General features: G+C 74.8%; 15 protein-coding genes. 3 read left to right on the forward strand and 12 right to left on the reverse strand.

What is annotated here, in order from left to right:
• Positions 1 to 64: 64 nt before the first annotated feature.
• The 5 genes from sucB to IE217_RS00790 all read right to left on the reverse strand — a co-directional run bounded on the left by sucB (position 65) and on the right by IE217_RS00790 (position 7,081).
• Positions 65 to 1,921 (reverse strand): 2-oxoglutarate dehydrogenase, E2 component, dihydrolipoamide succinyltransferase, encoded by a 1,857-nt coding sequence (gene sucB / locus IE217_RS00770; protein WP_190175691.1) that lies wholly within the window; start codon positions 1,919 to 1,921, stop codon positions 65 to 67.
• A gap of 62 nt (positions 1,922 to 1,983) precedes the next feature.
• Entirely contained in the window at positions 1,984 to 3,372 is a 1,389-nt protein-coding gene (gene lpdA, locus IE217_RS00775) for a dihydrolipoyl dehydrogenase (protein WP_190175692.1), read from the reverse strand.
• A 245-nt stretch (positions 3,373 to 3,617) separates the two neighbouring features.
• Positions 3,618 to 5,144, reverse strand: a complete 1,527-nt coding sequence (locus IE217_RS00780) for a leucyl aminopeptidase (protein ID WP_190175693.1) — start codon at positions 5,142 to 5,144, stop codon at positions 3,618 to 3,620.
• A gap of 276 nt (positions 5,145 to 5,420) precedes the next feature.
• The gene (locus tag IE217_RS00785; RefSeq protein ID WP_190175694.1) at positions 5,421 to 5,993 is read right to left on the reverse strand and encodes an RDD family protein; all 573 of its coding nucleotides are present in this window, start codon (positions 5,991 to 5,993) and stop codon (positions 5,421 to 5,423) included.
• 287 nt (positions 5,994 to 6,280) lie between these two features.
• On the reverse strand, positions 6,281 to 7,081 hold the full coding sequence (locus IE217_RS00790) for an adenosylcobinamide-GDP ribazoletransferase (protein ID WP_190175695.1): 801 nt from the start codon (positions 7,079 to 7,081) through the stop codon (positions 6,281 to 6,283).
• Between the two features lie 81 nt (positions 7,082 to 7,162).
• On the opposite strand from IE217_RS00790, the gene IE217_RS00795 reads away from it, so the two are divergent.
• Complete coding sequence (locus IE217_RS00795; protein WP_190175696.1) at positions 7,163 to 7,951, forward strand: hypothetical protein; 789 nt, start codon at positions 7,163 to 7,165, stop codon at positions 7,949 to 7,951.
• A gap of 618 nt (positions 7,952 to 8,569) precedes the next feature.
• Here IE217_RS00795 and IE217_RS00800 read toward each other — a convergent pair.
• The 3 genes from IE217_RS00800 to cobT are packed head-to-tail and all read right to left on the reverse strand — an operon-like array spanning position 8,570 to position 12,270.
• Positions 8,570 to 9,268 carry a hypothetical protein gene (locus IE217_RS00800; protein WP_190175697.1) on the reverse strand — a complete coding sequence of 233 codons (699 nt, stop codon included), beginning with the start codon at positions 9,266 to 9,268 and terminating at the stop codon, positions 8,570 to 8,572.
• A gap of 10 nt (positions 9,269 to 9,278) precedes the next feature.
• Positions 9,279 to 11,075, reverse strand: a complete 1,797-nt coding sequence (locus IE217_RS00805) for a phosphatidylglycerol lysyltransferase domain-containing protein (protein WP_190175698.1) — start codon at positions 11,073 to 11,075, stop codon at positions 9,279 to 9,281.
• Between the two features lie 55 nt (positions 11,076 to 11,130).
• Positions 11,131 to 12,270: a nicotinate-nucleotide--dimethylbenzimidazole phosphoribosyltransferase gene (gene cobT, locus IE217_RS00810; protein ID WP_229864962.1), complete on the reverse strand. Its 1,140-nt coding sequence runs from the start codon at positions 12,268 to 12,270 to the stop codon at positions 11,131 to 11,133.
• 181 nt (positions 12,271 to 12,451) lie between these two features.
• On the opposite strand from cobT, the gene IE217_RS00815 reads away from it, so the two are divergent.
• Positions 12,452 to 13,534 (forward strand): class I SAM-dependent methyltransferase, encoded by a 1,083-nt coding sequence (locus tag IE217_RS00815; protein ID WP_190175699.1) that lies wholly within the window; start codon positions 12,452 to 12,454, stop codon positions 13,532 to 13,534.
• 495 nt (positions 13,535 to 14,029) lie between these two features.
• On the opposite strand, the gene IE217_RS00820 is transcribed toward IE217_RS00815, so the two are convergent.
• Positions 14,030 to 15,232: a bifunctional adenosylcobinamide kinase/adenosylcobinamide-phosphate guanylyltransferase gene (locus IE217_RS00820; RefSeq protein ID WP_190175700.1), complete on the reverse strand. Its 1,203-nt coding sequence runs from the start codon at positions 15,230 to 15,232 to the stop codon at positions 14,030 to 14,032.
• A 196-nt stretch (positions 15,233 to 15,428) separates the two neighbouring features.
• On the opposite strand from IE217_RS00820, the gene IE217_RS00825 reads away from it, so the two are divergent.
• Positions 15,429 to 15,647: a hypothetical protein gene (locus IE217_RS00825; RefSeq protein WP_190175701.1), complete on the forward strand. Its 219-nt coding sequence runs from the start codon at positions 15,429 to 15,431 to the stop codon at positions 15,645 to 15,647.
• A 69-nt stretch (positions 15,648 to 15,716) separates the two neighbouring features.
• On the opposite strand, the gene IE217_RS00830 is transcribed toward IE217_RS00825, so the two are convergent.
• The 3 genes from IE217_RS00830 to IE217_RS00840 form a co-directional block, all read right to left on the reverse strand.
• Positions 15,717 to 16,832 carry a S1C family serine protease gene (locus IE217_RS00830; RefSeq protein ID WP_190175702.1) on the reverse strand — a complete coding sequence of 372 codons (1,116 nt, stop codon included), beginning with the start codon at positions 16,830 to 16,832 and terminating at the stop codon, positions 15,717 to 15,719.
• Between the two features lie 42 nt (positions 16,833 to 16,874).
• On the reverse strand, positions 16,875 to 17,630 hold the full coding sequence (locus tag IE217_RS00835) for a class I SAM-dependent methyltransferase (RefSeq protein ID WP_190176075.1): 756 nt from the start codon (positions 17,628 to 17,630) through the stop codon (positions 16,875 to 16,877).
• Positions 17,631 to 17,710: 80 nt separating this feature from the next.
• Positions 17,711 to 18,307, reverse strand: a complete 597-nt coding sequence (locus IE217_RS00840; protein WP_229864964.1) for a DUF3043 domain-containing protein — start codon at positions 18,305 to 18,307, stop codon at positions 17,711 to 17,713.
• Positions 18,308 to 18,347 lie beyond the last annotated feature (40 nt).

Here is an 18,347-nt window from a genome sequence, read left to right on the forward strand (position 1 = left end):
AAGCTCCGGACGGGGGCGCCGTACAGCCGTGGTCCCTGCGGACCGAGCGGATCCTGTGGTCGGGTCAGAGGCCCAGCTCGACCTCGAAGGCGCCGGCCTCCAGGATCGCCTTGACCGCCGTCAGGTAGCGGGCGGCGTCGGCGCCGTCCACCAGACGGTGGTCGTAGGACAGGGTCAGGTACGTCATGTCGCGGACGCCGATGACCGTGCCCTCCTCGGTCTCGATGACGGCGGGGCGCTTGACGGTGGCGCCGATGCCGAGGATCGCGACCTGACCCGGCGGCACGATGATCGTGTCGAACAGCGCGCCGCGCGAACCGGTGTTGGAGATGGTGAAGGTCGCGCCGGACAGCTCGTCCGGAGTGATCTTGTTGCCCCGGACCTTGCCCGCCAGCTCGGCCGTGGCCTTGGCGATGCCGGCGATGTTGAGGTCGCCGGCGTTCTTGATGACCGGGGTCATCAGGCCCTTCTCGGAGTCCACCGCGATACCGATGTGCTCGGTGTCGAAGTAGGTGATGGTCCCCTCGGCCTCGTTGATCCGGGCGTTGATGACCGGGTGGGCCTTCAGCGCCTGCGCGGCCGCCTTGACGAAGAACGGCATCGGGGAGAGCTTGACGCCCTCGCGCGCGGCGAAGGAGTCCTTCGCCTGGGCGCGCAGCCGCATCAGGCGGGTCACGTCGACCTCGACCACGGAGGACAGCTGGGCCTGCTCGTGCAGGGCCTTGACCATGTTGTCGCCGATGACCTTGCGGATCCGCGGCATCTTCACGGTCTGGCCGCGCAGCGGGGAGACCTCGAGGACCGGCGCCTTGCGGGCGGCGGCCGGGGCGGCCGCGGGAGCCGGGGCGGCGGCCTTGGCGGCCTCGGCGGCGGCCAGGACGTCCTGCTTGCGGATGCGGCCGCCGACGCCGGTGCCCTTGACGGTGGACAGGTCGACGCCGTTCTCGGCGGCAAGCTTGCGCACCAGCGGGGTGACGTAGGCGCCCTCGTCGGTCGGCTGGGCGGCGGCCGGGGCGGCGGGAGCCGCGGCCGGGGCCGGGGCCGGCGCGGGGGCCGGGGTGACCTGCTGCGGGGCCGGAGCCGGAGCCTGCGGGGCCGGAGCCTGCGGGGCCGGGGCCGGGGCCGGGGCGGTGGGCGCGGGAGCCGGAGCCGCGGGCGCCGCCGGAGCGGGCGCCGGGGCAGCCGCGGCCGGAGCCGGAGCCGGGGCGGTGGGCGCGGGAGCCGGAGCCGCGGCCGGAGCCGGGGCGGCGGGGGCCGGGGCGGCAGCGGGAGCGGCACCCGGGGCGCCGATGACGGCGAGCTTGGCGCCGACCTCGGCGGTCTCGTCCTCGCCGACCACGATCTCGAGCAGCACACCGGAGGTGGGCGCCGGGATCTCGGTGTCGACCTTGTCCGTGGAGACCTCGAGCAGCGGCTCGTCGGCCTCGACGGAGTCGCCGACCGACTTCAGCCAGCGGGTGACGGTGCCCTCGGTGACGGACTCGCCGAGCGCGGGCAGGACCACGTCCGTGCCCTCGGCGGAGGACCCGCCGGCGGTGGCGTCGGCGGTCGGCGCCGGGGCGGGGGCGGCCTGCTCGGTGGAGGGGGCGGCCGGGGCCTGCGCGGCCGGGGCGGCCGTGGGCGTCGGGGCGGGGGCCGGGGCGGCCTCGGCGGCCGGGGCCGGAGCGGCCGCGGGGGCGCCGGAGCCGTCGTCGATGACGGCCAGCTCGGCGCCGACCTCGACGGTCTCGTCCTCGGCGACCTTGATGGAGGCCAGCACACCGGCGGCGGGCGAGGGGATCTCGGTGTCGACCTTGTCGGTCGACACCTCGAGCAGCGGCTCGTCGGCCTCGACGCGCTCGCCCTCGGCCTTCAGCCAGCGGGTGACAGTGCCCTCGGTGACGCTCTCGCCGAGCGCCGGAAGGGTTACGGAAACCGCCATGGTTTCGGTTGCTCCTAACGAATTACGGAAGTCTGTGGTCGTCGCGCCCGATGACTGAGGCGTCAGTCGTGGGAGTGCAGGGGCTTGCCGGCCAGCGCCAGGTGGGCCTCGCCGAGCGCCTCGTTCTGCGTCGGGTGGGCGTGGATGAGCTGGGCCACCTCGGCCGGCAGCGCCTCCCAGTTGTAGATCAGCTGAGCCTCGCCGACCTGCTCGCCCATGCGGTCGCCGACCATGTGGACGCCGACCACGGCGCCGTCCTTGACCTGGACGAGCTTGATCTCGCCCGCGGTCTTCAGGATCTTGCTCTTGCCGTTGCCCGCCAGGTTGTACTTCAGAGCGACGACCTTGTCCGCGCCGTAGATCTCCTTGGCCTTGGCCTCGGTGATGCCGACGGAGGCGACCTCCGGGTGGCAGTACGTCACCCGCGGGACACCGTCGTAGTCGACCGGAACGGTCTTCAGACCGGCCAGACGCTCCGCCACCAGGATGCCCTCGGCGAAGCCGACGTGCGCGAGCTGGAGCGTGGGGACGAGGTCACCGACGGCGGAGATGGTCGGGACGTTGGTGCGCATGTACTCGTCGACGAGGACGTAGCCGCGGTCCATGGCGACCCCGGCCTCCTCGTAGCCCAGGCCCTGGGAGACCGGGCCGCGGCCGACCGCGACGAGCAGGACCTCCGCCTCGAACTCCTTGCCGTCGGCGAGGGTGACCTTGACCCCGTTCTGGGTGTACTCGGCCTTCTGGAAGAAGGTGCCCAGGTTGAACTTGATGCCGCGCTTGCGGAAGGCGCGCTCCAGCAGCTTGGAGCTGTTCTCGTCCTCGACCGGGACGAGGTGCTTGAGGCCCTCGATGATCGTGACGTCGGAGCCGAAGGACTTCCACGCGGAGGCGAACTCCACGCCGATCACGCCGCCGCCCAGGATGATCGCGGACTGCGGCACGCGGTCCAGCACGAGGGCGTGGTCGGAGGAGATGATGCGGTTGCCGTCGATCTCCAGACCCGGCAGGGACTTCGGCACGGAGCCGGTCGCCAGGAGGACGTGACGGCCCTGGATCCGCTGCCCGCCCACGTCGACGGAGGTGGGGGAGGACAGCCGGCCCTCGCCCTCGATGTAGGTCACCTTGCGGGAGGCGATGAGCCCCTGCAGGCCCTTGTAGAGGCCCGAGATCACGTCGTCCTTGTACTTGTGGACGGCCGGGACGTCGATGCCCTCGAAGGTGGCCTTGACGCCGAACTGCTCGCTCTCGCGGGCCTGGTCGGCGATCTCGCCCGCGTGCAGCAGGGCCTTGGTGGGGATGCAACCCCGGTGCAGGCAGGTACCGCCGACCTTGTCCTTCTCGATCAGGGCGACGTCCAGGCCCAGCTGCGCCCCGCGCAGGGCCGCGGCGTAACCACCGCTACCACCGCCGAGGATCACTAGGTCGAAAACGGTGCTGGCGTCGTTCGCCACGTCACGTCCTCCATGCATGTGCGCCGTAGACCGGTCGTCGGTGACCGGCGGGCGGCTGGTGTCCGGCCGCTTGTGCTTCGGCCCTTAAAGGGGGGCCCTGTCCTGCCGACGCCCATCTTCGCACTTGTCGGGGACGAACGAGACGCGGGGCCGCGGTGTGAGGCACGACACCCGCGCCGGGTGAGGGGACGGAACGGCCCCGGGCGCGCAAGGCACCCGGGGCCGTCACGGCACTGGAGGGAACCTCAGCCCAGGTCACCCGCGGCCGTGAGCTCCGCCAGCCGCACCAGCGTGCGAACCGCCGAGCCCGTACCGCCCTTGGGCGTGTAGCCGAACGGGCCGCCCTCGTTGAAGGCCGGGCCCGCGATGTCCAGGTGCGCCCACGTGATGCCCTCGCCGATGAACTCGCGCAGGAACAGGCCGGCGACCAGGCCGCCGCCCATGCGCTCGCCCATGTTGGCGATGTCGGCGGTGGGGGAGTCCATGCCCTTGCGCAGGTGCTCGGGCAGCGGCATCGGCCAGGCCTCCTCGCCGACCTCCTCGGCGGCCTCGTGGATCGCCGTGCGGAACGCGTCGTCGTTGGCCATGACGCCGAAGGTGCGGTTGCCGAGGGCCAGCACCATCGCGCCGGTCAGCGTCGCCACGTCCACGATGGCGTCCGGCTTCTCCAGGGAGGCGGCCCACAGCGCGTCCGCCAGGACCAGGCGGCCCTCGGCGTCGGTGTTGAGCACCTCCACCGTCTTGCCGCTGAACATCCGCAGTACGTCACCCGGACGGGTGGCGGAACCCGAGGGCATGTTCTCGGCCAGCGCCAGCCAGCCGGTGACGTTGACCTCCAGGCCCAGGCGGGCGGCCGCGACGACGGCCGCGAACACGGCGGCGGCGCCGCTCATGTCGCACTTCATCGTCTCGTTGTGGCCGGCCGGCTTCAGGGAGATGCCGCCCGAGTCGTAGGTGATGCCCTTGCCGACCAGCGCCAGGTGCTTCTTCGCCTTGGGGCTGGTGTACGACAGCTTCACCAGCCGCGGGGCCGAGGCGGAGCCGGCGCCGACGCCGAGGATGCCGCCGTAGCCGCCCTTGGCGAGCGCCTTCTCGTCGAGCACCTGGATCTTCAGGCCGTTGGCCTTGGCCGCGTCCTGCGCGATGGCGGCGAAGGCGGCCGGGTTGAGGTCGTTCGGCGGGGTGTTGACCAGGTCGCGGGCGCGGTTGAGCTCCTCGGCGACGGCAGCGGCGCGCTCCACGGCGGCCTTGAAGGCCCGGTCGCGGGGCTTGCCGCCGAGCAGCACGACCTCGGCGAGCGGCGCCTTGCCGCCCCGCGCCTTGGCGTCCTTGCCGTTCTCCTTGTACGTGTCGAAGGAGTACGCGCCGAGCAACGCGCCCTCGCCGGCCGCGCCGGCGTCGGCGGCGTCCACCAGCGGCAGCGCGAAGGCGGCCTTCTTCGTCCCGGCCAGGGCGCGGGCCGCGACACCGGCGGCCCGGCGCAGCGCCTCGCCGTCGTACCCGGCGTCCTTCTCGGGCTCCGCGCCGAGCCCCACCGCGAGCACGAGCGGGGCCTTGAAGCCGGAGGGCGCGGGCAGCTTCGTCACCTCGCCCTCGGCACCCGAGGCGCCGAGGGTCTCCAGGACGCCGGCGAGCCTGCCGTCGTAGGCCTTGTCGACGGACTCGGCGCCCGGCGCGACGACCGGGCCCTTCGTGCCCTTGGCGACCCCGATCACGATCGCGTCGGCCCGCAGGCCGGGCGCCGCGGCGGTGCTGAGAGTGAGAGCAGTCACGGTGGTGAAATCTCGCTTCCCTATGAAATGTGGTGGCCGAATACGGGGTGGGTCGACCGGGCCCGGTGACCGACCCTAGAACCCCTTCGTGGCGCGGTACTCACCCGGGCAGGCAAACACCCGGCACGAGCCTACGCGCGTTGCTGCGCCGATCGGCCGCCCGGTCGTTCACTCGGCGGCGGTGCCGCGGTCGCCGGGTGGTCGCCGCATGGTCGTGTGCGGGTGGCGAACAGGCCCAACACGCCTGTTCGCGGAGGAGGTTCGGCGGCCCACCGCTCAGGGGGCGACCGTGGTGCGCGCCAGCCGGTCGGCCAGGGAGCGCCTGCCCGGCAGGAGCACCGGCACCGCGTTGAGCAGGAAGAGCGCCACGGCCACCGCCCACACCAGCACCGAGAGCACGAACTCGCCCTCGACGAGCAGCACGCAGGCCACGGCGTACACGGCCACGTCTGCAGCCGTGGTGACCGCTGCCCGCAGGGCCGCGGCGCGGCGCGCGCGGTCCGGGAGGACCGGCGCGACCTTCAGTCCGAGCAGTGCCTTGCCGGCGGTCCGGCCGGTCAGGGCCAGGCACGCCCACTGGTAGCCGAAGGTGATCAGCACCAGCAGCCCGAAGGCCTCCTCGACGTACAGCACCGTCTCGTCCCACAGCGACAGCCCCAGCCGCTCCGAGGCGCCGACGACGTCGCCGCGCGAGGCGAGCAGGTCCCAGCCGCCGCGTGTGGCGAGGCCGGGCACGTCGGCGACGAGGGCCGAGACGCGGTGGAAGGTGAGCACGGCGAGCGCGGAGGCCACCGCGGCCACCAGCGCGAAGTCGATGAGCCAGGCCGTGGCGCGGCGCAGCTTCGGCACGGACGTCCCCCGATCGTGATCGCTGTCCGTTTCGGCGGCTCAGGCTAGCCAAGGACGGGGCGGGGCAGGGGCCGTGCGCGCGATCCGTTTCAGCGCGGTGACAGAACGGGCCGCCGGTGACACGACGGCTCGGCGGGTGGCGGAACGGCCCGGCGGGTACGGGACGGCTCGGCCGGTGGCGAACCATCCGGTGGTGGGAGGACGGCCCGGCCGGTGGCGGCTCGGCCCGCCGGTGAGGGAACGGCCCGGTGCGGTGGCGGAACGGCCCGGTGCGGTGGCGGAACGGCTCAGCCCAGTGACAGGACGACGAGGGCGGTGGTGGCCGCCGTCTCCGCGATGCCGCCGAAGACGTCGCCGGTCACGCCCCCGAAGCGGCGCGAGCAGTGCCGCAGGAGGAGTTCGGCGGCGGCCAGGGCGGCGAGCACCGCGACCGCGGCGAGCGCGGCGGTGCGCGGGCCGAGCGCCGCGCCGGCCGCGGTGGCGGCGGCCAGGACGGCGAGGGCGGCAGCCAGCGCGCCCGGCACCGGCACCACGCCGGCCACCGCCGCGCCGAGCCCCTCCGGGCGGGCGGCGGGCACCCCCGCGCGGGCGGCCAGCGTCAGGGCCAGCCGGGCGGTCACCGCCGCCACGACGGCGGCGAGGGCGCCCCGGGACCAGGAGTGTCCGTACGCGTGGGACAGGGCGGCCACCTGCGCCAGCAGGACGAACACGAGCGTGATCACGCCGAAGGGGCCGATGTCCGACTGCTTCATGATCCGCAGCGCGTCCTCGGCGGGCTTGCCGCTGCCCAGACCGTCCGCGGTGTCGGCGAGCCCGTCCAGGTGGAGGCCGCGGGTGAGCACGGCGGGCACGGCGGCGGTGGCGACGGCGGCGGTCAGGGTCCCGGCGCCCAGGAAGAGCAGCAGCAGGCCGGCGCCCGCGGCGGCCAGGGCGACCACGAGCCCGGCGAGCGGCGCGCACAGCATCCCGCCGCGCGCGGCGGGGCGGTCCCAGCGGCTCACCCGGACCGGCAGGACGGTGAGGGTGCCGAACGCGAAACGGAGGCCGTGCAGCGCGTCGGACGGCGAGGGGCGCGAGGGGGCGGACACGCGGGCAGACTACGGCAGCCCCGCGCGCCCCCTGGCGGCCGCCCGTGGGCGAACGCGGTGCTCAGGGTGCAAACTGCCCACATGGGGCACTGGCTGTACCGCAACATTGTCGAACCCGGCAAGCTGCCCCTGCTCCTGGCCCTCGGCGCCTTCGTGTCCACGTTCGTGGTCACCCGGGTCATCACCCGTCTGATCCGCGCGGGGAAGGGCCCGTTCGGCAACGTCAAGGCCGGCGGGCTGCACATCCACCACGTGGTGCCCGGTGTCGTCCTCACGGTGTTCGGCGGGTTCGGCGCGGTCGCCAGCAGCAGGCACGGGTTCGGCGCGGACGCCTTCGCGGTCGTCTTCGGCATCGGCGCGGGTCTCGTCCTCGACGAGTTCGCGCTGATCCTGCACCTGGACGACGTCTACTGGACCGAGGCGGGCCGCAAGAGCGTGGAGGTCGTCGTGGTGACGGCGGCCCTGGTCGGGCTGATGCTGGCCGGGTTCTCCCCGTTCGGCGTCAACGAGATGTCCGCGTCCGAGCTCCAGGACCGCGGGACGGTCATCCTCAGCGTGGCGGTGAACTTCGTGTTCTCGCTGGTGGCGCTGAGCAAGGGCAAGGGGCGGATCGCCCTGTTCGGCGTGATCGTGCCCTTCGTGGCGCTGATCGGCGCGGTCCGGCTGGCCCGGCCCGGCTCGTACTGGGCCCGGCGCTTCTACCGGCGCCGCCCGCGCGCCCGGGCCCGCGCCGGCCTGCGCGCCTACCGCCACGACCGCCGCTGGTCGCGGCCCCGCCGCGCGATCCAGGACTGGATCGGCGGCAAACCGGACACCACCCCTGCCCAACTCCCGGATGCGGGCCGGGGCCCGGGCCCGGGTGAGCGGTGAGGCCGCGGGGCGGGGGTGAGCGGTCGCGCTGCCGGGCCGGGGTGAGGGGCTAGGCCGCCGGGTCCGGGTGAACGGCCGTGCCGCTGGGGCGGGCGACCGGTCCTGCCGGGATGGGCGGAGTGGCCGGGCTCCGAAGTCCGGCCACTCCTCGGTCTCGGTGGGTGGGGCCGATGGGCCTGGGCTTCCGGCTTGGTGGTCGGTAGTCGGGTAGGGGTGCGCGGCCGAGCCGGCCGGACTCCCGGGTCCAGGTGAGCGGCCGCGCCGCTGGGGCGGACGGCCGGTCCGCCTGGGACGGCGGCCCACCTGCCTGGGATCGGCGGCCGGTCTTGCCGGGATGGGCGGCCGGTCCGCCTGGGGCGGACGGCCGGTCGTGCCGGGACCGGCGACCGGTCCTGCCGGGATGGGCGGAGTGGCCGGGCTCCGGAGTCCGGTCGCTCCTCGGGTCCGGAGTCCGGTCGCTCCTCGGACCCGGTGGGCGGTGGGGCCGATGGGCCTGGGGCACCGGGCTGGTGGCCGAGTAGGGGTGCGCGGCCGAGCCGGCCGGACTGCCGGGGGAGCGCCCTGGCGAGCGCTCAGGGCGCCGGATCCCGCGAGGAGGCCGGCCGTGCGGATGGGGCGTCAGGTCACCGGGGGCCGGGCGGAAGCGGGTTGTGGCCGGCGTCCGTACGGATGGCGTTCGCCGGCCGCCGAGAGCAGGCACATCAGGCCCACGCCGATGATCGCGGCCATGTGCTCCTTGCCGGCCAGGTTCTCCTTGAGGCCGACCTCCAGCGTCATCGCCAGGGTCACCGCGCCCGCCGTGACGTACGCGCCGTAGCGCCAGGCGAGGTAGACGGCGAGGCCGACCACCGCCGCCGACGGGCCGGTGTCCACCACGTGGGCGTAGGTGCCGGGCAGGCCGAAGGGCCGGTGCGGGCCCAGCGCGATGCCCAGGCGCGCGTACAGGGTGCCGGCGAGCGTGGCGACGTAGGCGAGGGCGAGCGTGCGGCGGCGGCCCAGGCAGATCTCGCCGATCCCGAACACGAACAGGACCTGCGCCAGCGCGCCCCACACGGGCAGGTCCAGCGCGGGGACGAACAGCGACAGCGGGGTGCGCAGCAGGCCGAGCCACAGCGGGTCCTCGGCGCGCACCGCGCCGAGGTGCTGGATGAGGTGGTAGCCCCAAGGCCGGTTCTGCACCACCTGCAGCAGGGCCGTCAGGCACACCGCCGCCAGTGTCATCGGGACCGCCCGCAGGCGCCGCTCGAGCAGCGGCCCGCGCACGGCGCCGAGCACGAGCCCCCATTCGGCGCGGGCCCAGCGGGCGAGCCTCTTCATCCGGTGTTCCTCATCGCTGTCTCTCCAGGTGCCCGCGGCGCGGCCACTTCGGCAGGCCCGGCACCCCGACGAACCCCTCCGCGCGCGCCGACGCCAGGCCGATGCGGGGCAGGTCCGCGCTCTTCTCGAAGAGCAGGAACCTGGGCTCCCACACCGGCCGGTACTTCGCGTTGGCGCGGTACAGCGACTCGATCTGCCACCAGCGGGAGAAGAAGCCCAGCAGCGAACGCCACAGCCTCAGCACCGGCCCGGCCCCGAGGCGCGCACCACGTTCGAAGACCGAGCGGAACATGGCGAAGTTGAGCGACACCTGGGTGATCCCGATCTCGCCGGCGCGGCCGAGCAGTTCGATCACCATGAACTCCACGAGCCCGTTCTCGGCGTGCCGGTCCCGGCGCATGAGGTCGAGGGACAGCCCGCGCGGCCCCCAGGGCACGAAGGACAGCAGCGCCCTGAGATCCCCCCGCGCGTCGTGGCACTCCAGCATCACGCACCGGCCGTCCTCCGGGTCGCCGAGCCGGCCCAGCGCCATGCTGAAGCCGCGTTCGGTGGGCCCGTCGCGCCAGTCGTCGGCCCGCTGGACGAGGTACGCCATCTCGTCGGCCGGAATGTCCTCGTGCCGCCGGATCCGCACGGTGTACCCGGCCCGCCGCACCCGGTTGCGGGCCTGCCGCACGGTGCGCATCGCCCGCCCCTCCAGGGTGAACTCGGCGACGTCCACCACGGCCTCGTCGCCGAGCTCCAGCGCGTCCAGCCCGTGCCGCGCGTACACCGTGCCGGCCTCCTCGCTCGCGCCCATCACGGCCGGGATCCAGCCGTGCGCCCGTGCCTCGGCCAGCCACGGCTCGATCGCGCCGGGCCACGCCTCCACGTCGCCGACCGGGTCGCCGGAGGCCAGCGACACCCCGCCCACCACGCGGTAGGCGACGGCGGCCTTGCCGGTCGGCGAGAAGACGGCGCTCTTGTCGCGGCGCAGCGCGAAGTAGCCGAGCGAGTCCCGCTCGCCGTGCCGGTCCAGCAGCTCGCGCAGCCGCTTGGCGTCCTCCACGGTCAGCGGGTCGACGGCGCGGCGGGAGCGGAAGGCGGCGTACAGGACGGCGAGGACGAGGGCGGTGGACAGGACGTTGACGCAGACGTCCGCCCAGTTCGGGGTGTCGATGCCGGGGAAGCGGGACTCGGGGGAGGCGAGCGAGAGCAGCCGCAGCGTGCCGTAGTGCCAGCGCTGGAGGTACGTCGAACGGGAGGCGTCCGCCGCCTGGTTGGTGACCGTGACCAGCAGTGTGGCCAGGGCGGAGGCCACCGGCAGGCCGACCGCGGCGACGGCGGCGGCCAACTTCGGGTTGGCGCGGTCGCCGCGGGCGTAGAACTCGCGCCGCCCGAGCAGCAGGGCGGCGACGAAGGCGGCGGTCAGGGCGAGCGAGACCCAGTTCTGCGCGCTGGAGCGGATCTCCGGGAAGGCCATGGCGAAGGCGAACAGCGCGAGGAACGGACCGCTGAGCCCGAGGTTCAGGATCCAGGCGGCCCGCTTGCGGCGCCGCATGGTGACGGCGAGGAACGCCGTGAAGACGCCGGAGGCGAAGCCGGCGGTCAGCAGGTACGGCGTGAACAGGTTCTCCTGGTTGTGGCGCCGCACGTCCTGGCCGAGCGACACCCACACCGCGCTGAGGAAGTTGACGAACGCGACCGCCCGCAGGTACCAGACGGCGAGGGCGGCGGCCCGGCGCGCGGTGGGACCGGTCGGCCGGTCCGCCCCGGACGCGCGAACCGGCGCCCGCTCCTCACACGCCGCGATTCGGGCATCTCCCATGAGGAACGATCATATGGGTGCCGCCCCGGCGAACCGCTCTTATTCACCCGTACGGTCAGATTCCCCGGCCCTCGGGAGACAGGTCCCCTTCCTCCTTCTCCTTCTCCACGCGCCCGGTCGGCTCCGTCGGCTCGGTCGACTCCCTCGGCCCGGTCGCCTCCGGCAGCTCGGCCGCCAGTGCCGCCGCGGCCTGCACCAGCGGCAGGGCCAGCAGGGCGCCCGCCCCCTCGCCGACCGTCACGCCCTGGTCCAGCAGCGGCTCCAGGGCCATCCGGTCCAGCGCCTTGGCCTGCCCCGGCTCCCCGCTGCTCTGCCCCGCCAGCCACCAGTCCGGCGCGCGGAAGGCGACCCGCTGGCCCACCAGGGCGCACGCGGCCGAGACGACCCCGTCGAGGATCACCGGGAGCTTGCGCACCGCGCACTGGAGCAGGAAGCCGGTGATCGCGGCCAGGTCGGCCCCGCCCACCGTCGCCAGCAGCTGCAACTGGTCGCCGAGCACCGGCCGTGCCCGCCGCAGCGCGTCCCGGATCGCCGCGCACTTGCGCATCCACGCCAGGTCGTCGATCGGCTCTCCGCCCCGCCCGGTGACCACCGAGGCGTCCGTCCCGCACAGCGCCGCGACCAGCACCGCGGCCGGGGTGGTCCCGCCCACGCTCACATCGCCGAGGACCACCAGGTCCGTGCCGGAGTCGGCCTCCTCGTCGGCCACCGCGACCCCGGCCCGGAAGGCCGCCTCCGCCTCCTCCAGTGTCAGCGCGTCCTCGACGTCGATACGTCCGCTGCCGCGCCGCACCCGGTGCCGTACGGCCTCGGCGGGCAGGGCGGCGGGGTCGCAGTCCAGCGCCATGTCGACCACCCGCACCGGCACGCCCAGCCGCCGGGCCAGCACCGACACCGGCCGGCCGCCCTCCAGTACCGCCCGCACCAGGTGCTCCGCGCCGCCCGCCGGCCGCGCGGACACGCCCGCCGCGGCGATTCCGTGGTCACCGGCGAAGAGGACGACCCGCGGCCGTTCGACCGGCCGCACCGGCACGGCGCCCTGCGCCGCGGCCAGCCACTCGCCCAGGTCGTCCAGCCGGCCCAGCGCGCCGGGCGGCACGGCCCCGCGCTCCCGGCGCGCCTCCGCGTCACGGCGCACACCGCCGTCGGGACGCTCGATCAGATCGGTGAAGTCGTCGAGATTCAGCGAGCTCATTCGCCGAACAGTACCGGCCCCGCCTCAGCCCGACCGCGCCGGACCGGCGGCACACCCGGACGGCGTCTTTCCGTCCAAGATCCCGATCCCATACGTTCCCTTTGCCGCGAAATGTCGGCAGCGAGCGGACGGCACACGCCACCCGCCGCCGCGCCCCCTCTCGCCCCACCGGGAGCCGCCCATGCCGCCCCTGCCGTACGCGCCGGAGGTCTACGACCCGCGCCGCATCGCGTACGCCGCCGAACTCGCCCAGGGCACCGAGCGGTTCCACGAGCCGCGCCGTGAGGACTGCCCCTGGTGCGGCTCGGAGCGGCTGCGCACCCGCCTGTCGGCGCCCGATCTGCTCCAGCACAAGCCGGGCTCGTTCACCCTGGACCAGTGCCGGGACTGCGGGCACACCTTCCAGAACCCCCGGCTCACCGCGGCCGGCCTGGCCTTCTACCACCGGGACTTCGACGAGGGCGACCCCGACGGCCTCGCCGACCCGGCGCTCGCCACCCGCCGCGGCCACCGCCGGCACCGAGACGACGCACGCCTGCTGCGCGGCCTCGGCGAACCCGAGAGCTGGCTGGACGTCGGCACCGGCCACGCCCATTTCCCGGCCGCGGCGCGCGAGGTGTTCCCGTACACCTCCTTCGACGGCCTCGACCCGACCGAGCGCGTGCGGCGGGCCGTCTGCGAGGAGCGGATCGAGGAGGCGCACGTCGGCCACCTCGCCGACCCGCACGTCACCGCGCGGCTGCGCGGCCGCTACGACGTGGTCAGCGTCTTCCACCACCTCGCCCATGTCCCCGACCCCCGCGCGGAGTTGCGCGGTGCGCTCACGGCGCTGCGCCCCGGCGGGCACCTGCTCGTCGAACTGCCCGACCCGCGCTGCCTGTTCGCGCTGCTGCTCGGCAAGTGGTGGCTGCCGCACGGCCAGCCGCGCCACCTGCACCTGATCCCGCTGTGCAACCTGCGCGCCGAACTGGAGTCGCGCGGCTGCACGGTCCTCGTCACCGACCGCCGCACCCCCCACACCCCGAACGACCTCTCGGCCGCCCTCGCGCTGTTCCTCGCCCGCCTCCTGCCCCCGGCCGACGCCCCCTGGCGCAGCGCACCGCCGAGCGCCCTCCGGCGCGGCCTGCGCGCCCTGCTGGCCGCCCTCACCAGCCCCCTGGTGGACGCGGCAGCCCTGGTCGACCTGCTGCTGTCCCCGCTCCTGCGCCACGTCCCCGGCCTGTCCAACACCTACCGGATCATCGCCCGCAAGGACACCCCCTGACCCCGTCCGCCCCCCGAACCCCCACCCGCCCGCCACCGGCCCCCACGCGCACGAGGGCCATGCGCGGCCGCGTGCGGCCGGTCGCCTGACGTGGCCCGCGCGCCGCCGCCCACGCGATGCCAGCCGCGTGCTGCGCGGCTGCGTGAGCCCGACCGCCTGACGCCGCCCGCGCGGTGCGAGTCGGGTGACGTGCGGCCGCGTGAGGCCGGTCGCCTGGTCCCGGCCGCGAGGCTCACCTGCCTGCCACCCGCCCGCGCGAGGCCGGCCGCGCGCCGCGCGACTGCGCGACGCCGGCCGCCTGCTGTCCGGCCGTGCGAGGCCCACAGGCCTGATGCCCGGCCGCCTGCCGCCGCCTGCGCGATTCACCTGCCTGACGCCCGGCCGTGCCAGGCCCACGGGCCTGACGCCCGGCCGCGTGGCTCACCTGCCTCACACCCGGCCGTGCGAGGCCCACCCGCCTGATGTCCGGCCGCGGGTCGCTCAGTGGCTCGGTGTTCAGCCGCGCAGGGGGAGGGCCTGGCCTGCCACCACCAGGAGCACCTGCTCGCACTCGGCCGCGAAAGCGGTGTTGAGGCGGCCGAGTTCGTCGCGGTAGCGGCGGCCCGAGGCGGTGGCCGGGACGATGCCCGAGCCGACCTCGTTGGACACGGCGACCACGGTCCGGGCGGTCGTGCGCACGGCGGTCGTCAGTTCGGTCACCCGCTCGCGCAGCGCCCGCTCGCCGCCGTCCGCCCAGTCGGCGTCGTCCCAGGCGCCCACGCCGTCCATCGCGTCCGTCAGCCACAGCGACAGGCAGTCGATCAGCAGCGGCGGCCCGTCCTCCTTCAGCAGCGGCACCAGGTCGCAGGTCTCGGTCGTACGCCACGAACCGGGCCGCCGCTCCCGGTGCGCGGCCACCCGGGCCGCCCACTCGGTGTCCCCGCCCCGGGTGCCGCCGGTGGCGACGTACAGCACACCGGGGAAGGTCTCCAGCCTGCGCTCGGCCTCCACGGACTTGCCCGACCTGGCCCCGCCCAGCACCAGGGTGCGCCGGGGCACGTCCGGGACGTCCTCGTAGACACCGACCGTCAGCGTCGTGCCGTCCGGCACGGCCCGCGCACCCGCCGCCTCGAGCCGGCGGGCGAGCTCGGCGCCCGGCGGCACGTCGTGGTCCAGGTGGACGGCGATCACGTCCGTGGTCGGGCCGACCGCCCCCACCGCCCGCAGCTTCGCCAGCGCGTCCGGGCGCCCCACGACGTCCGCGAGGACCATGTCGTACGTCTCCGCGGCGCCCTCCTCCAGGCCGGCCGGCGCCCCGCCCGGCGGCAGGTACAGCAGCCGCTGCCCGTCCGGGCCGGTCACCGCGTACCCCGTGCCCGGCGCGTCCAGCGCCACCGCCCGCACCCGGTGCCCCGTCAGCAGCGCCAGCTCACGCCCGTCCGGGACCCGCCCCGGCTGCGGCAGCCCGGCCGGCACCTCCATCGCGGGCCCGTCGTGCGGGTGGGACAGCAGCACCTGCGCCACCCCGCCGAGCGAGTGCCCGGCCCGCGCGGCCGCGAACGCCGCGCCCGGTGTCAGGTCCAGCAGCAGCACGCCGTCCACGAGCAGCGCGGTCGCGGCCCGCGCGTGCTCGCCGAGGGCCGTAGCGCAGGCCGCGCAGGAACAGTGGGGGCGGGGGAGTCCCGCGGGAGCGCCGGTGCCGAGCGAAGTCACGTCCACGCACCCGATTTTCCAGTGTGCCCGCACGTCCTGCGCGCCCGGAGGGCCTTTCTGGGCTCGGGGGAGAGCTGCCGGACCCCGCGACCGGCGGCAGGATCCGGGAGAGAGGCCCTAGGCTCTGTACGGGAGCCGGAGTCGATCAAGGCCCGGCTTCCGTCGTGCAGTGTGCTCAGTGTGCTCACACAGGGAGGCGTACATGGTGGCATGGACGTGGCGGTTCGAGACGGCCGGCGGGACGGAGGTCCAGCCCGCGGTGCAGCCCGAGGAGTTCACCACGCAGGGCGACGCCGAGTCCTGGATCGGGGAGAACTGGAAGGCCCTGGTCGACGGCGGCGCCGACCAGGTGCGGCTCTTCGAGGACACCACGGAGATCTACGGCCCGATGAGCCTGCACGCGGACGAGGCCCAGGCGTAGCACCGCTGGGGCCGTCGGCCGGGGCGGCCGGAGCCGGCCGCCCCGCGCAGCGCCCGCCGCGAGTGGTGCTCACTGCTCGCCCAGTTTCACCCCCACCGTCTTCGACTGACCGTCGCGGGTGTACGTCACCGTGGTGTGCTGACCCGGGCGGTCGGAGGCCAGGGCCTCCGAGAGGGAGGTGATGGTGGTGATGTCCGTGTCGCCGACCTTGGTGATGATGTCGCCGGGGCGCAGGCCCGCCGCGTCCGCCGCGCCGCCCGCCCGCACGTCCACCACGGCCACGCCGACGGGCCGGTAGCCGGAGTCGACGACGGTGCGTCCGGTGATGCCGAGCGCGGCCCGGCCGGAGTCGACGACCCTGCCGTACTTGACGATCTGCCCGGCGATCGTCCGCACCATGGACGCCGGGATCGCGAAGCCGATGCCGGCCGCCGCGCTGCCCCCGAGGTCGGGGTCGGTGGCGGCCAGCGTCGGGATGCCGATGACCTGGCCGTCCAGGTTGACCAGCGCGCCCCCGCTGTTGCCGGGGTTGATCGCGGCCGACGTCTGCACCATGCCGGCGATGGTGGCCCCCGTGCCGCCGCCCGACTGGCCCTCGCTGACGGTGCGTCCGGTCGCCGACACGATGCCCTGCGTCACGCTCGACGACAGCCCGAGCGGCGAGCCCATGGCCAGCACGATCTGCCCCACCTCCACCTTCGCGGAGTCGCCGAGCGAGGCGGCCCGGAGACCGGCCGGCGCCCTGTCCAGCTTCACGACGGCGAGGTCCTGCTGCGGGTAGGAGGAGACGAGGCGCGCGGTGAGCGTCCCCTCGTTGTTGGCGATGGTCACCTTGAAGGTCTTCTGGTCGCCGACCACGTGCGCGTTGGTGACGATGTGGCCCTTGTCGTCGTAGACGATCCCCGATCCGAGGGCGTTGCCGGACTGGATCTGCACCACCGAGGGCAGCACGTTCCTGATCACCCGCTGGTACGCGCTCTGCAGGTCGCCCGCCGCCATGGGCACCGCTGCCGCCTGCCCGGTGCCGGGGTCCTTCGCCGGCGCGGCGCCCTTGGAGGCGGAGGCGTCGGCGGCCCGCGGGGATGCCGGGCCGTCGCACCCGGAGAGCAGCGCCGCGCAGCACGCGAGCGCCAGGAGCGGACCGGTCAGCCGGAGGGCACGGGCGCGGGCACCGGAAAGATCCATGCCCCGAGTCTCCCGTCGGGGTGAACGCCCGGCTTGCCGGGATCACCCGAACGTGCGGCCCCTGGCCCGCGGAACACTCGCGCCGGACCGGTCCTGGCCGCGCACCCCGCACAGGTGCAGCAGCGCCGCCACCGAGCGGTACGGGTCCGTGCGCCCCGCGCGCTCTTCGGCCGCGAGCAGCAACTCCACGTCGTCATCAGGGGGCGTGCCGTCCGCCGCCGTGTCCGTGAAGACGCGCACCCCGTACCAGGCGTGCAGCGGGGCGCCGATCCCGGCGAGCGTCGCGGTCAGATCCGCCAGCCGGTCCGCCCGCACGTCGAGCCCGAGGCGGTTGCGGTACGCCGTCGTGCCGAAGGAGTCCAGCGCCGCCGCCCAGTCGCCCATGAGGCCGGGGCGCAGCGCGAGCGCGTCGCCGTTGCGCACCAGCAGCGACAGCAGGCCGCCCGGCGCCAGCATCCGCGCCAGCCCGGCCAGCAGCGGGTCGGGCTCCTCGACGTACATCAGTACGCCGTGGCACAACACCACGTCGAAGCTGCCCGGCAGGAAGTGCACCCCGGTGTCGCGGCCGTCGCCCTCGACGATCCGCATCCGGGCCCGGATGCCCTCCGGCTCGGCGGCCAGGGCCTCCCGCGCCACGGAGATCATCTTCTCGTCGCGTTCAAGCCCGGTCACCTCGTGCCCGGCCCGTGCCAGCCGCAGCGCCTGGGTGCCCTGGCCCATGCCCACGTCGAGCACGCGCAGCCGCCGCCCGACCGGGAACAGCCCGGCGAGCTGCTCGTCGAGCTGCCGGGCGACCAGCTCCTGGCGCACGACGTCACGCAGCCCGCCCAGCCTGCTCAGCCAGGCGTCTGCCGCGCCCCCGGAGAAAGCGGTCGCGCTCAGGGTCGCTCTCCGCGCTTGACCTGCGGCTTGGGCAGCCGGAGCCGGCGCATCTGGAGCGAGCGCATCAGGGCGTAGGCGACCGCGCCCTTCCGGTTCTGGCCGGGGAAGCGCTCGGTCAGGCGCTTCCTGAGGCGGAAGGCGGTGACGAACGAGTCCAGCACGATCAGGACGATCACCACGAGCCACAGCAGCAGCGCGATGCTCTGCAGCGACCCGACCCGCACCATGCTCAGCACGAGGATGACCACGGCCATCGGCAGGAAGAACTCCGCGACGTTGAACCGCGAGTCGATGAAGTCGCGGGCGAACTTGCGCACCGGGCCCTTGTCGCGGGCCGGCAGGTAGCGCTCGTCACCGCCGGCCAGCGCCTGGCGCTGCCGCTCCATCGCGGCACGGCGCTCCTCGCGCTGCCGCTTGGCGGCGTCCTTGCGCGTCAGCGGCGTGTTGGCGACGCTGCGGCGCTGGGACTGGGCCTGGCTGCGCTTGGGGGTGGGCCGGCCCTTGGGGGCCTGCGGGTCACGGGTCTGCTTGGAGAAGTTCACCTGCGCCTTGTCGGCGGGGGCCTTCTCTTCCTTGGCACGGCTACGGAACACAAAACCCAAGGGTAAGGGCATGACCCGCATGGACCCCAGC

Origin of the sequence: Streptomyces naganishii JCM 4654 (assembly GCF_014650575.1) — a bacterium.
GTDB classification, from domain to species: domain Bacteria; phylum Actinomycetota; class Actinomycetes; order Streptomycetales; family Streptomycetaceae; genus Streptomyces; species Streptomyces naganishii.

Bases quoted from the DNA above. Each gene is read 5' to 3' on its own strand.
- IE217_RS00800 (WP_190175697.1), bottom strand. From the start codon at position 9,268: ATGAAGAGGCTCGCCCGCTGGGCCCGCGCCGAATGGGGGCTCGTGCTC.
- IE217_RS00815 (WP_190175699.1), top strand. From the start codon at position 12,452: ATGCCGCCCCTGCCGTACGCGCCGGAGGTCTACGACCCGCGCCGCATC.
- IE217_RS00825 (WP_190175701.1), top strand. From the start codon at position 15,429: ATGGTGGCATGGACGTGGCGGTTCGAGACGGCCGGCGGGACGGAGGTC.
- IE217_RS00795 (WP_190175696.1), top strand. From the start codon at position 7,163: ATGGGGCACTGGCTGTACCGCAACATTGTCGAACCCGGCAAGCTGCCC.
- sucB (WP_190175691.1), bottom strand. From the start codon at position 1,921: ATGGCGGTTTCCGTAACCCTTCCGGCGCTCGGCGAGAGCGTCACCGAG.
- IE217_RS00830 (WP_190175702.1), bottom strand. From the start codon at position 16,832: ATGGATCTTTCCGGTGCCCGCGCCCGTGCCCTCCGGCTGACCGGTCCG.
- IE217_RS00805 (WP_190175698.1), bottom strand. From the start codon at position 11,075: ATGGGAGATGCCCGAATCGCGGCGTGTGAGGAGCGGGCGCCGGTTCGC.
- cobT (WP_229864962.1), bottom strand. From the start codon at position 12,270: ATGAGCTCGCTGAATCTCGACGACTTCACCGATCTGATCGAGCGTCCC.